A 12,983-nucleotide genomic window follows, 5' to 3' on the forward strand; every position below is an offset into this window, starting at 1 on the left:
AAATGACCAACCCCACAAGATCAAGGTTGGTCATCTGTCCTATTTTATTAAATATAGTCTTCCCCGTTCACTTCGCGGTCCCACTTCTTGCCTTGTGCCTGTCGGAACAGAATGACCAGCAGCACAGCAGCGATCAGCGAGGCCGCAGCGGCCCCCATTCGGTCTGTGCCTCCCAGCAGCAGAGGAAGAAAGAGCAGGATGGCCACAGGCAGCTGTATCTGGAACATAAAAGTCAGAAATTGACTGCGCCGCATATTAGCAGGGATCGGATACAACTGCAGCCAGAACGATTCCGCATGGGGACGTCGCAGCGTCGCCAGCTGTACGCCAATCAGAAATACGAAGAAGACATAGATTACATTACCAAACCAGCTTGAAGCGGTCAGCACGGTTAGAATCAACCCGAGTACAACCAGGCGTACAATGATGCCTGCCGCTTCCGTACGCGCAAAGGTCTTCATCAGAAGATAGCGGTAGGCAGCACGGCGCTCCCAAGGCAGATTGCGTCCTAGACCTGCCAGCCAGCGGCGGTTCTTCACCCGCTGGCCCAGCGCCGGGACATCCACGAACCAGCCGAGCGTCCGCATGACACGGCCGGCCTGGGCCTTCTCCGTGTCAATGAGATTCTCCCAGGGCACCGGCTGCTTGGCGGGCGCCCGCAGCGCGGCGGCATATGCGGCCGCCAGCAGCACCAGGAAGGGCAGACTGCGCAGCGGCGGCTGCCACAGCCAGGCTGCAATCGCCAGCAGCCCTACAGCCCAGCGAAGCAGCCGGTATCCGGCCGCGGTTGCCCGCAGTGTCATCCGCTGCTCCTGCCATCCCCCGTAGCTGCACAGCAGCTTAATAAGGATCAGGATGACGGCTGTCAGCAGCAGCGGCTTGGAATCAGCATCAGCCCGGATGTACATCGGCCAGAGCAGGATCAGCAAAATGAGCAGACCAACCATTTTGTACGTCACACCACTGATCCAGGCCCCCTGCAGATACGATCGCATATGATATTCCAGCGGACGCAGAAAAATGATGTCTGCCTTCTGGACATAAGTTCTTACTGTACTGAAGATGATGGGCAGGGCCAACAGTACCAGCATGATCCAGCGGATCGGCAGGTTGGCGGGAAGATGCTGTACAAAGGATGTATACCAGGCCGAGAAAGCAATGAGCAGGAATAGGAACACGACGGCTACCCCGCTCTGGAATACATATCCCAGATAGGGAACGACCTGCCCCCAGAAGGCGGCACGCCGTTCACGGCGAAGCTTGAGCAGATCCATATTAATCCCTGCCTTGCACTAGATTGTAGAATATTTGTTCCAGCGGTACGCCCTGCTGTCCTGTCTGTGCACGAATCTGTTCCAGGCTGCCCTGCACGATAACTTCGCCGCGATGAAGGACAATGAACCGGTCGCAATAATTTTCAATGGTAGACAGAATGTGTGAGCTGAGCAGGATACTTGAGCCGGAGGTCTTGATTTCCATCATAAAATCCAGCAGAGAGCGGATCCCCAGCGGGTCCAGGCCGAGAAAGGGCTCATCAATAATATAAAGCGGCGGCCCGGCCATAAATGCACACATAATCATAACCTTCTGGCGCATCCCCTTGGAGAGATGCGTGGACAGGCTGCTGCTCTTCTCTCTCATCCGGAACAGATCAAGAAGCTTATCTGCCCGTTCCCGGAAATCCTGTTCTTTCACGCTGTACGCACGCGCCGTAAATTCCAGATGCTCCATCACGGTCATTTCGTCGTACAGTTCAGGTGATTCCGGGACAAAAGCAATCGAGCTCTGATAAGCCTCTGTATTCTCTTCCCGCTTATTCCCCAACACCCGGATCTGACCCTGCTGCGGATTCATCAGACCAAGGATATGCTTCATGGTGGTGCTTTTGCCGGCCCCGTTGAGTCCGATCAGCCCCAACATCTCCCCCGGCTGAACATCAAAGGTAATATTGTGCAGCACAGGCTTTTTGGCGCTGTAGCCTCCGCTCAATCCATCAATTTGCAGCACGGATGTCTGCTCCATTCCGATCCCCTCTTTCCAAGCCATTTCGTTTGATGCGCCTGAACCCCGGTCTGCACCGCAGGGTCAGGCCATGGCTGTCCTAGTCACGCGACTGCTTGTCTTTCAGCCACTTGGGCGCCCCTTTGTTTTTGCGGTCACGTTCCTTATCGCGTTTGCGGTCCTGCATACCTGCACCCTGGCCGGTACGGCTGTTCCCGCTGGTACGCGCGCTTCCCGCCCCAGACTTGCTGACCTGGCGCGGTTTACTGCTGCGCGGCCCACGTGGTCCGCTGCCGCCCTGCTTCTCCAGCACTTTTCCGGCGAATAAGGTTCGTTCTTGAAGATCCGTATTCAACTCGCGGGCAAATTTACGCATAATGAACGTCTCGCGGTCAGTCACAATGGACAGAACCAGGCCAGAACGGCCCATGCGGCCTGTACGGCCTGCACGATGCACATAGTGCTCCGAGTCCGTTGCCGGATCATAGTTAATGACACAGCCCAGTCCCTCAATATCAAGGCCGCGTGCGGCAACATCACTGGCAACGAGCAGCTGGATTTTACCATCACGGAACTGGGACAGCACCCGGCTGCGGGTCACCTTATCGGCATCTCCGTACAGGGCAGCTGCATTCAGACCCACATGGTTCATCTTCGCTTCCACTTCACCAATATCATCGGTGTTGTTCACGAATACAATCGCACGGTCCGGATTATAATGGCGTACCAGACGGCGCAGTGTATCAATCTTTTCCCGTTCTTCAGTTACAAAATACAAATGCTCCAGACCGGCCGCTGTCTTCTGGTCAGGCTTAATACCGACCTCCACCGGGTTCTTCATTTCTTGCTGGGACAAAGCCCGCGTGTCATCATTCATCGTGGCGGACAGGAACACCAGCTGGCGTTCACGCATCGTGCTGCGCAGGATATGCTGTACGTCGGCAGCGCCGCCGAGCTGGAACACCTGATCGACCTCATCAATAACGAGCGTAGTCACGGTATGCATCTTCAGCTTGCGCAGGGCAATCAGCTCACGCACACGGCCGGGTGTGCCTACTACCAGCTGGGGATGCTCGCGCAGCTTCTCAATCTGGCGCTTGGCCGCAGCTCCGCCAATGAGCCCCAGTACACGTATACCGAGACCCTCTCCATACCGCTGGCCCTCGCGTACGATCTGCATGGCCAGCTCCTGGGTTGGCGCCAGAATCAGCTTCTGGGTTGCTCTGGAATCAGTATCCATATTCTGCAGCAGCGGCAGCAGATAAGCGAGTGTTTTGCCGCTGCCGGTCTGGGATTGAGCGATTACATCTTTACCTTCCAGAATAGCGGGGATGCTCTCCGCCTGTACGGGTGAAGGTTCGTTAATACCATGCTCGGACAGCTTGGATACGAGGGCCGCATCTACACCGAGCGATTGAAAGTTAGCATTCATGGTTGTCCATCCTTTTCAGCCTGCAGTCTTTGTTCTGAAGCAGGCTCTTATTAATCATCGTTAATCTTCATTATATGCGAAAACACCACATCCACCAAATCATCCATCGCTTTCCTGGCTTCGGCAGAGCACAAAAAAACCGGCTTGTGCAAGCCGGCGTTACTTTTGACTCATGATTCCCTGTGTCAGCCTGTCTGCCAAGCGGGGGAACAGCTGGTACAGCCAGACCCCTGCCGAAGCCAGACGGGGCAGGTTCACTTCTTCCTTGCGTTTCTCAATCGCTTTCACAATATGACCTGACACACTTTCCGGCTTCATGAGCATCCACTTCACATTATTCACGTAATTTCCGGAAGGGTCAGCCATCTCAAAAAACGGGGTGTCAATCGGTCCCGGATTAATCGTCGTCACGGTAATGCCTGTCCCGCGCAGCTCCTGACGAAGTGCATTGCTGAATCCCAGCACCGCATGCTTGGTCGCCGTGTAGGAGGCTGATTTGGCTGTGCCGATCTTGCCTGCCATAGAGGCCACATTCACAATCTGACCGTAACGCTGCTCGATCATGTGCGGAAGAACCTGCTTGGTGCAGCGCACCAGTCCCATGTAATTAACATCCATCATATCTTCAAATTCCGTGACGCTCATTTCAGTCGCATATTCAAACTTGCCGTAGCCTGCATTATTCAAAAGAATGTCGATTCGCCCGTACTTTTGATAGACGTCGGCGAACACCCGCTCCACCTGCTCACTGTCCGTCACATCCAGCACTTTGATCTCATGCGGACCCTGCAGTGTTTGGCTGATCTTCTCCAGCTTCTCACGCGAACGCGCAGCCAGGATCGGAATCGCTCCCTTCTCCTGCAGCATGGACGCACTCAAAGCGCCGATTCCGCTCGATGCTCCGGTAATAAACACAACACGGTCTTTCAGGTCAACCACATTCAGACCTCCCTTAATCATATGGAGCTAGAATCCATCCACAAATGTATTATAACCATAATATATATTTTGTGAAATGAATTCGCTCTCCATCCATTCTAAGAGATCATGACCTGAATATCGAGTTCGCCAATTCCATCCATCATCAGTGGGATGCTTAGTGCCCGCTGAGGTACGAATGAGGTAAGGTTTTCTGATTTCATAACCTGCGGAGGCGTAATGTCCACCGTAACACCCTGACTGGACAGAATCGTGCTGGCGTTGCCGCTGATCATATTACCCAGTTCCGAAATAGCACTTTGCCCCATCTCATCCAGCTCTGTAAGCACAAATCCGCCCATCATAGCCGAAACCATTTTCAACGCGACCTGTTCGTGCAGTCCAAACACAATATTCCCGCTCATTTGACCTGTCATCCCGATCATGATCCAGATATGACTGTCAATAAGTTCTACGTTCTTCACCCCAAGGCTGCCTGTTGACGGTGAAATTTGAATGACCTGCTCAATGACAAGCCGTGCTGATTCCAAGAATGGATTAATCACTTCCGCTTTCATGATAGGTTTTGCGCCCCTTTGCTCTGGGTTGATGGTCACACATCAAAAGTCCCATTAAATTCAAAATTATTATACTTTAAGTCTTAGGAAAAAGCATCTATTATTACGCTAATCTGTAGCGACAATCTACTTATATATCGTCAGGACTACTTCAATTATTTAGAGTAAATACCGCTAAATCTCTTTCTCCCCGGGGCAAGGGTTCAAAAAGACGGCGTGCTGGATGGATATGACTGCGTCAGGAATGCAGGACTTTTGAATCACAATGTCTGCAAATTACATGACCGCCGGTGTTGAGGCCTGGATATCGTTCTCTTCAGCGGGCCCATCGGCTCTCCCTGCCTCACGCTCTCCCTTATCCAGCTGGACCCGGGTCAGCAGGATCATGCCGATCACGAAGAACAGCATGACAGAAAGAATGGCCAATCTGCTGGACCCCGTCCAGGCAGCCGTTAAGCCAAACAGGGCCGGGCCAGCAGCTGCGGATACTTTACCCGAGAGGCTCAGGAAACCGAAAAATTCAGCTGTCCGCTCACGGGGAACCAGGCGGCTGTAGATGGAGCGTGCCAAGGCTTGACTGCCCCCCTGTACGATACCGACCATAAAGGCCAGAATATAGAAATGAACGGCTGTTTTCATAAAATAACCGAAAGTAACAATCAAAGTATAGAACACCAGCGATGCGTATAAAGAACGTTTGGCACCAAATGCCCGGGCCAGCCGGACAAACCCATAGGTAAAAGGAATACCGACAAACTGCGTAATGAGCAGCGCTGCAATCAGGTCCGTCGTGCCGATCCCGATCTGAGCGCCGTAGATCGCCGCCATGCTGATAATGGTGCTGATGCCGTCATTGAAGAACCAGAAGGCCAGCATGTATTTGAGAAGTTCGGGATAACGGGTAATACTGCGGAATGTCTGACCAATCCGGCGGAAGCTGTCTTTGGTGTGATGAGCGAATCCGAGACGGTCCTTTCGAGGAGCCGCCGGCAGGTTCCGGAGCAGCGGAATACTGAAGAGGACCCACCATAATCCAACGGTTAGAAATACAGCCTGGGTAGCCTGAGTCTGACTGGCAAAGCCTAACGGCTTCCACAGCTGGATCATCACCATATTTACGGCAAGCAGTACACCTCCGCCAATATAGCCGTACATGTAGCCTTTGGTAGATAGCGCATCCCGTTCAGCCGGGGGCGCAATATCCGGCAGCATGGCATCGTAGAAGGTGTTACCTCCGGAAAATCCGATGGTCCCCACGATGAACAGCAGCGATACCAGAATGTAATCGCCCTGGCCGGCCAGCGCCATTGCACTGCTGGCTGCAGCACCCAAAATTGCACTGACCGCCAGGAACAGGCCTTTGTGCCCGCTGGAATCAGCGGCGGCCCCCAGAACCGGTGACAGCAGGGCTACCAGGATCATGGCGATGGTCTGTGAGAATGCCCAGTAGCTGGAAGCAGTCGCTCCAGGCAGCCCGGAGGCAGCCACATTTTGATAATAAATCGGCAGTACCGCCGCCAGCATCGTGGTGGCAAACGCCGAATTGGCGAAGTCATACATGGCCCAGGCGCGGGCTTGTTTCTTGTTCATTTAACATCCTCCTCTATTCTCTTCTTCCACCTTAAGCCCTGTTTGTAAAAGTGAATGTCGATTTCGATTAAATGAATATGAACCTGCCAACCGGAACGGGTTTGATTGCCCTAAGAGGGGGAATCCCCTATAATTTAATGAAAACCATTTCGAACTACATAGACGTCTGGTACAGATCACAATTCACATCCACGCAAAAGGAGGGTGTACCTATGAACATAAGTCAACTGGAGACGCTGTTGACGATCTCCAAGACGATGAGTTTCCGCAAGGCCGGCGAACTGCTCAATCTGACACAGCCCGCTGTATCCGCCCAGATTAAAAGTCTTGAGGACGAGTTCAAAACGGTGCTGGTCGACCGGAGCCAACCCGTCACCCTGACGGATCGCGGCCAGGTATTTCTCGAACACGCCGAACGCATCCTAGATATTGTGGAGGAGCTGAAGCAGAAGCTGTCCGATCTTGATCAAATTCCGCAAGGACGTATTGTACTTGGTACCACCACCTCGATCGCCATTCAGATTCTGCCGCGTGTCCTCTCCTACTTCCAGGATCAATTCCCTCTGATCAAAACCAGCATTCAGTCGATGCCCTCCTCGCAGATCTATCAGCAAGTAGAGAACGGACTGGTTGATGTAGGCATCGGGTATCTGATTGAACGAAATCCGAATCTCAGCAGCTCGGTTCTCTACTACGACACCTTCGAGCTGGTTGTCTCTCCTGAGCACCCGCTGGCCGCCAGTCCTCATGCCGATATGGAAGCGCTGCGGGAAGTCCCGCTCATCCTGCTTTCCCCGGATACCGTGGGACGACGTTTTGCCGAAGATGTTTTCCGCCGCTACAATATCGAGCCGCACGTTGTTATGGAGCTGTCCAGCAGTGAGGAAGTCAAGCGGATGGTTGAACTGAACCTGGGAGCAGCTATTATATCCCGGCAGTCCGTTGCTTCTGAGACACGTTCGGGCACCCTGAAGATCATTCAAATTACTGAACTGGAAGTCAGCCATCCGGTAGGTGTTATATACAAATCCAGCCGTTATCTAAATTCGGCTATGCAGCAGTTTCTGAGTGACCTGAAGGGCATGCCGGAAACCCAATTTATCAGCTCGGAATAACCGATCACCAGACCCGTTCAGAGAGGAGCATGTCCATGAAATTTGATCTGCATACCCACCACTACCGCTGCGGTCATGCTGATGGTGACATCAGGGATTACATTGAGGCTGGGATCGCCGAAGGTCTGCAAGCCATTGGCATTTCGGACCATACCCCTTATTTCGGCAGCGACGAGGAGCAACCCTTCCCGCATATTTATATGGGCAAATCCCAAATTGCCGGTTATGTGGAAGAGGTGCTGAAGCTGAAGGCTGAATATGCCGGCCGGATTGACGTCCTGCTTGGTATTGAATCCGATTACTTCCCGCAGTACGCAGAAATCTATCGTAAGGCGCTTGCGCCATATCCTTTCGACTACATGATCGGTTCGGTTCACCAGATTGAGGGGATCAGCATCTTCAACAAAAACCGCTGGCGTGATTTAAGCGATGCACGCAAAATTGAGGTGAAGGAAGGCTATTTTGCTCTTATTGCAGAATCGGCGAAGAGCGGCATGTTTCAGATCCTGGGTCATATGGATGCGATGAAGGGCAATTACCCGGCTTTCTCCAGCATCCAGGCTGCACGCGCGCTAGATAACACCTTGAAGACCATCGCCGAGTGCGGAGTAGCCATTGAGATTAATACTTCCGGCAAAACCAAATTGAGCGGCGGCTGGTATCCGGCAGATGACATTCTCGAGCGAGCCTGTCATTTCGGGGTCGATGTGACCTTCGGATCTGACGCACACAAACCATCCCGCGTAGGTGACGAATGGGAAGCGGTGCGCAGCCGTTTGAAGGATATCGGTTTTAAGAAGTGGGTCTATTTTAAGCAGAAAAAGAAACAAATCGCCGAGCTATAAGAACAAAAAAAGGGGACCTGCCATACCGGCGGGTCCCAAAAGCAGTTTATATATTCAAAAAGGGGGTCATGTCAATAAGTTTACCCTGTCTCTGTTAGAGGTTAATGTCGGCATTATTTCAATTGTGTAACAAAATATATCATTTGCGTCACATCTTCTGCCTCATCCACTGATTCCGGGTTAACTTGTAGACATGGACCGGAACTCCCCCGTCTCCTTCTGCATATGGAGCAATGACTCTGCCAAATGTCAGACCGTTCTTCACGAGTACTCTCAACGAGGCTGAATTATCCGGATGACAGCGGGCTTCCACATCATGCAAACCCAGTCGAGAGAAACCAAACTGCAGCAGCAGCTTCAGCGATGCTGTGGCATAACCGCGTCCCCACCAGTCTCTACCCAGTATATATCCGACCTGGGCCTCTCCTGTCAGCTCATTCCAGAATTGAAAAGAAACCAGTCCGGCGAATTTGCCCGTTGCCTTCTCCCAAATCCCGAAATGCAGAGATTGCATGGTAAGGGCACTATCCTTAATCTGCATAACCAGCTTTCTCGCCCGGATGGGAAGCGGCTGTGAAGCTCTGTTCACATACCGGATCACCTCCGGGTGAGAGACCATATCCAGCAGCCGCTCGTAATCGGCTCCTGATAACAGCATTAATGTAAGAAGCGGATGATGAAGTACAGGTTGAACCTCGCGGATGCTGCTTTTTGTGAGGATAAGCTCTGGCTGAAGCCGATTCTTGTCGTGATCGGCAAGCTTTGTAGGCCATGTCATGGCCGACCCTCTCCTTTAGATTTATTCGCCGGCCATTCCCCGGTAAACCCCTGTTCGCAGCTCACGGATATATAAGTCCAGAGAAGGGACACCCGCAGCGGCTGCACGCTCAACTTCCAACTCAATGTTGTAAGGCACCCGGACAAACTGGATGTTAAAGGAACCCGTCTGTCTGCTGTCAAAGTCCCCTTCCAGGATACAATACGATGCCTGCGTCAAGTCCAGCGGGTTGCCGACACTGCCTGCGTTAAATAATACTTTGCCATCCAGATGCTGCAGATATGCATTATGTACATCTCCATAACCCACGACATCCGGAGAAGCTGCCTCCATCTCATCTTTTGGCGTCACAATCGGGTCGAACATGGCCAGCCGCAGTTTCTCCTCATCCCAGGGCTGAACCCGGTGATAGACGCTTTGAGGTGAAGCATGCAGCAGCCGGATATGGCGGCCGCTTAACCGGAAATCGTAACTGAATGGAAGCGTAAGCAGATACATCAGCCGCTCCTCACCCAGCCGTTCTGCCTGCCAGGTGAAATTGATATTGTCCTGCACCTTCGTGACCAGCTCATCCCAGTTGCCGCGAACGACAATCTCAGCCCGTTCACGGATACTGTCTACTACTTCTGCAGGCATCGGACCTTTTCCTACCAGATCTCCCAGACAGAAGATGCGCGTAATTCCCCTCCGCTCGATATCTGCAACCACTGCATCCCAGGCTGTTTTATTTCCATGTATATCGGATACTACAGCAATTCGTTCCATCCTCTTTTCTCTCCTTATCGCTGCTGTACTAGACGGGGTTCAGCGTCAGAACGGTTAGTTCCGGACGACAGAGGAAACGGATTGGCAGACGAGTCATACCAAATCCCCGGTTCACGTATAAAGGCATATGTGTTTCCCCAATATAATGAAGCCCTTGAATATACCGTCTGCCCCCAAGCGGTGTAATCAATGCTCCAACGAAAGGCAGGCGAACCTGACCTCCGTGACTGTGACCTGACAGCTGCAGCGCAAAGCCGCTTGCTGCTGCTGTATCCGCATAATCAGGCTCATGCATCAGCAGGATGCGGAATGCTTCTGAAGGGATTCCATCGACAGCCTGGGCTAATTTCACCTTGCCTTCAATTTGATCCTCCAGACCAATCATTGCAATGGCATCCTTTCCCTTCTGAATCCAGACATGTTCATTACGCAGAAGCTGAAAACCGGTACGCGGGTACAGTCCGGGCAGACCGTCCGGACGGGATACCCATTTGTAATCATGATTGCCCAATACTGCAAATTTGCCCAGAGGAGCATTCAGCCCTGCCATACTATCTATGGATTCCAACATACTGTAAGGATGATCATCTACAATATCCCCTGTAAAGCAGAGCACATCCGGCTGCTCTGCCTGAATCAGCGCAGCCAGTCTTTTGAAGTCCTCTGCATCCGTATGATACCCCAAATGCACATCACTAAAATGAACAATCTTCATACCGGCAAAAGCAGCAGGGAGACCGGAAAGCGATAAGTTCAGGCGGTTAATCTCCAGATGTCTCGGCTCCCACCATCCCGCATAACCTCCCAGCAGTCCGACTCCGATAGCTGCACCTGCCGCTTTTTTGAGGAACGCCCTCCTTGACGTGTTGAGCTCCTTCTGATGACGATCCTTCCGGCGGAGGGGTGTCTGCCGCTCCGAATGCGGCGTATCTTCCATATGATCATCTCCCCAATATCTCTTTACATCTGCATTCCCTCTACCCAGGAATCAACTGGTGCTGCATGGGGGCTACCTATGTATTACCCTATTCCGGTCATTACGACCTTAGCCCTTATCCGTAATGCGTTACTGCTAACCCGTCATTCGTCATCAAGCTCATCTTGACGAGGGGAGGACTTATCATCCGAAAAGCCCTTCATGCTGGATGCCTCATTAAAATCTTAACGTTTTACAGCGAGCCACATGGCAGCATAATCCACCATATCACGCTGAGAGGCCAGGAAGCAGTCCGCCTCACCAAGGGTGCAGCGCTTCCAGCTGGAGGGATGCTCCTGCTCGAAGTCCGCACCCAACGCCTCAAAGTCATCCGAATCAATGTTGTAGTTTTTGAACTCCTTCCATTCCTTACCTGACTCGGTTAAGAGTGGGGCTTGGCTCATCAGCTCAACACGCCCCCTGTAAGCGGTCCGGTACTCTGCCAGGTGGAAGGAGGTGTTCGTCGCATGGGTTGTGCCCAGGAACAGTACCTGAGCCTCAAGGTCATACATTCTGGCCAGCGGGGAATGCTCTCCAAGGCCAAAGTCCAGACTATGATGGTCTATAATTTGCTCCGCAAGCGGACCTTTAGCAGCAAAAGACAACTGCGGATGACAGCTCCGTCTTACGCCGGGCTGCAGTCTGAACAATTCAGGTATGCTCCCCATCCCTCGGGTTTCAGTCAAAAAGGGATCATACGCCGGCATCTCGTCACGAATCAAATCCCACCACTTCGGATCGGCTGGCGGTGCCATCCAGGTTGATGGATCGGTAAGATCACTGGATTGTGTTGGCATGATCAGGGTCCCTTCCGGACCCAGCACCTCCTCCAAGGCCATAATTACAGCTGCAGCTCCGCCAGGAATATAACGTTTGAAGGCTGACAACGAGGAGTGGACCAGAAGCACCATACCAGGCTTAATGCTAAGCTTCTCCCTCAGAGTTACGACGATCTCCGAGGCCGTGACCGGCTGATCAGTAATGCGTTGTGCTGTCATATTATTCGATCCTTTCTATTCAATCCTTACTATTCGATCCTTACTATTCACTATCTTTCTGTCAAATCAATGGCTGATTATAGAAAGTATATCATAAGACCAGCACGTTCTTCCTGCTCCCGAACTGTACACAGCACAACAGCAGGCCTCCGGTAATAACGGAGGCCTGCTGTGTAAAAGTAGTATTTTACATGCCCAGCCAGCGCTTGAACATGTGTTTCGTTGTTGCTTTGTTCATTTCCGCAATCGATGTAGTAAGCGGAATGCCTTTCGGACAGGAGCGCACGCAGTTCTGCGAATTACCGCAGCCTTCGATTCCTTCATCTGTCATCAGAGCATCGAGACGCTCTTCAGCGTTCATTTCGCCTGTTGGATGGGCATTGAAGAGACGCACCTGCGAGATCGCCGCAGGTCCGATGAAGCTTGTTTTGTCATTCACGTTTGGACAAGCCTCCAGGCATACGCCGCAGGTCATGCATTTCGACAGCTCATAAGCCCATTGTCTTTTCTTCTCTGCCATCTTCGGTCCTGGGCCCAAATCATAAGTACCATCGATCGGAATCCATGCTTTGACCTTCTTTAATGCATTGAACATCCGGCTGCGGTCGATGACCAGGTCGCGGACGACGGGGAACGTCTTCATCGGCTCCACGGTGATCGGCTGCTCCAGGTTATCAATCAGCGCCGCACATGCTTGACGCGGCTTACCGTTGATGACCATGGAGCAGGCTCCGCACACTTCCTCGAGACAGTTCGATTCCCAGCACACGGGTGCAATGGAAGCTCCCTTGCTGTTAACCGGATTTCGCTGGATTTCCATCAATGCGCTGATAACATTCATGCCGGGACGGTACGGAAGCTCGAATTCCTCCGTATAGGAAGCCGAATCCGGTTGATCCTGGCGTGTAATTACAAACTTGACCATCTTGCTGGCAGCAGCTGTTTCCGCCATGTTCATTCTCCTTTCTCAATCCCTGTGTTTATGTT

13 protein-coding genes are annotated in these 12,983 nt (G+C 52.3%); 2 read left to right on the plus strand and 11 right to left on the minus strand.

Annotated elements, in window-relative coordinates:
- Positions 1–47: 47 nt before the first annotated feature.
- From Q5741_RS11450 to Q5741_RS11475, 6 genes are all read right to left on the minus strand, one after another.
- Positions 48–1,274, minus strand: coding sequence for an ABC transporter permease (locus Q5741_RS11450; protein WP_305024223.1), 1,227 nt, complete (start codon positions 1,272–1,274; stop codon positions 48–50).
- A 1-nt stretch (position 1,275) separates the two neighbouring features.
- A complete protein-coding gene (locus Q5741_RS11455; RefSeq protein ID WP_305024316.1) occupies positions 1,276–2,022 on the minus strand; it encodes an ABC transporter ATP-binding protein in 747 nt (248 codons plus the stop codon).
- Between the two features lie 79 nt (positions 2,023–2,101).
- Entirely contained in the window at positions 2,102–3,433 is a 1,332-nt protein-coding gene (locus Q5741_RS11460; RefSeq protein ID WP_305024224.1) for a DEAD/DEAH box helicase, read from the minus strand.
- Between the two features lie 159 nt (positions 3,434–3,592).
- Entirely contained in the window at positions 3,593–4,372 is a 780-nt protein-coding gene (locus tag Q5741_RS11465; RefSeq protein WP_305024225.1) for an SDR family NAD(P)-dependent oxidoreductase, read from the minus strand.
- Positions 4,373–4,470: 98 nt separating this feature from the next.
- Positions 4,471–4,929, minus strand: coding sequence for a chemotaxis protein CheX (locus Q5741_RS11470; protein ID WP_305024226.1), 459 nt, complete (start codon positions 4,927–4,929; stop codon positions 4,471–4,473).
- Positions 4,930–5,205: 276 nt separating this feature from the next.
- Positions 5,206–6,519, minus strand: coding sequence for an MFS transporter (locus tag Q5741_RS11475; protein WP_305024227.1), 1,314 nt, complete (start codon positions 6,517–6,519; stop codon positions 5,206–5,208).
- Positions 6,520–6,731: 212 nt separating this feature from the next.
- Here Q5741_RS11475 and Q5741_RS11480 point away from each other — a divergent pair, with 212 nt between their 5' ends.
- On the plus strand, positions 6,732–7,634 hold the full coding sequence (locus Q5741_RS11480; protein ID WP_305024228.1) for a LysR family transcriptional regulator: 903 nt from the start codon (positions 6,732–6,734) through the stop codon (positions 7,632–7,634).
- Between the two features lie 35 nt (positions 7,635–7,669).
- A complete protein-coding gene (locus Q5741_RS11485) occupies positions 7,670–8,479 on the plus strand; it encodes a histidinol-phosphatase (protein ID WP_305024229.1) in 810 nt (269 codons plus the stop codon).
- A gap of 148 nt (positions 8,480–8,627) precedes the next feature.
- On the opposite strand, the gene Q5741_RS11490 is transcribed toward Q5741_RS11485, so the two are convergent.
- The 5 genes from Q5741_RS11490 to sdhB form a co-directional block, all read right to left on the minus strand.
- The gene (locus tag Q5741_RS11490; protein ID WP_305024230.1) at positions 8,628–9,257 is read right to left on the minus strand and encodes a GNAT family N-acetyltransferase; all 630 of its coding nucleotides are present in this window, start codon (positions 9,255–9,257) and stop codon (positions 8,628–8,630) included.
- 21 nt (positions 9,258–9,278) lie between these two features.
- The gene (locus Q5741_RS11495) at positions 9,279–10,022 is read right to left on the minus strand and encodes a metallophosphoesterase family protein (RefSeq protein WP_305024231.1); all 744 of its coding nucleotides are present in this window, start codon (positions 10,020–10,022) and stop codon (positions 9,279–9,281) included.
- Positions 10,023–10,050: 28 nt separating this feature from the next.
- Positions 10,051–10,959, minus strand: coding sequence for a metallophosphoesterase (locus Q5741_RS11500; RefSeq protein WP_305024232.1), 909 nt, complete (start codon positions 10,957–10,959; stop codon positions 10,051–10,053).
- A gap of 224 nt (positions 10,960–11,183) precedes the next feature.
- A complete protein-coding gene (locus Q5741_RS11505; RefSeq protein WP_305024233.1) occupies positions 11,184–11,996 on the minus strand; it encodes an aminoglycoside N(3)-acetyltransferase in 813 nt (270 codons plus the stop codon).
- Between the two features lie 187 nt (positions 11,997–12,183).
- Positions 12,184–12,948, minus strand: coding sequence for a succinate dehydrogenase iron-sulfur subunit (gene sdhB, locus Q5741_RS11510; protein WP_305024234.1), 765 nt, complete (start codon positions 12,946–12,948; stop codon positions 12,184–12,186).
- Positions 12,949–12,983: the final 35 nt, after the last annotated feature.

The sequence above is a fragment of the Paenibacillus lacisoli genome, from assembly GCF_030580655.1.
Lineage (GTDB): Bacteria > Bacillota > Bacilli > Paenibacillales > Paenibacillaceae > Paenibacillus > Paenibacillus lacisoli.

Bases quoted from the DNA above. Each gene is read 5' to 3' on its own strand.
- Q5741_RS11450 (WP_305024223.1), bottom strand. From the start codon at position 1,274: ATGGATCTGCTCAAGCTTCGCCGTGAACGGCGTGCCGCCTTCTGGGGG.
- Q5741_RS11455 (WP_305024316.1), bottom strand. From the start codon at position 2,022: ATGGAGCAGACATCCGTGCTGCAAATTGATGGATTGAGCGGAGGCTAC.
- Q5741_RS11460 (WP_305024224.1), bottom strand. From the start codon at position 3,433: ATGAATGCTAACTTTCAATCGCTCGGTGTAGATGCGGCCCTCGTATCC.
- Q5741_RS11470 (WP_305024226.1), bottom strand. From the start codon at position 4,929: ATGAAAGCGGAAGTGATTAATCCATTCTTGGAATCAGCACGGCTTGTC.
- Q5741_RS11475 (WP_305024227.1), bottom strand. From the start codon at position 6,519: ATGAACAAGAAACAAGCCCGCGCCTGGGCCATGTATGACTTCGCCAAT.
- Q5741_RS11480 (WP_305024228.1), top strand. From the start codon at position 6,732: ATGAACATAAGTCAACTGGAGACGCTGTTGACGATCTCCAAGACGATG.
- Q5741_RS11485 (WP_305024229.1), top strand. From the start codon at position 7,670: ATGAAATTTGATCTGCATACCCACCACTACCGCTGCGGTCATGCTGAT.
- Q5741_RS11490 (WP_305024230.1), bottom strand. From the start codon at position 9,257: ATGACATGGCCTACAAAGCTTGCCGATCACGACAAGAATCGGCTTCAG.
- Q5741_RS11495 (WP_305024231.1), bottom strand. From the start codon at position 10,022: ATGGAACGAATTGCTGTAGTATCCGATATACATGGAAATAAAACAGCC.
- Q5741_RS11500 (WP_305024232.1), bottom strand. From the start codon at position 10,959: ATGGAAGATACGCCGCATTCGGAGCGGCAGACACCCCTCCGCCGGAAG.
- Q5741_RS11505 (WP_305024233.1), bottom strand. From the start codon at position 11,996: ATGACAGCACAACGCATTACTGATCAGCCGGTCACGGCCTCGGAGATC.
- sdhB (WP_305024234.1), bottom strand. From the start codon at position 12,948: ATGGCGGAAACAGCTGCTGCCAGCAAGATGGTCAAGTTTGTAATTACA.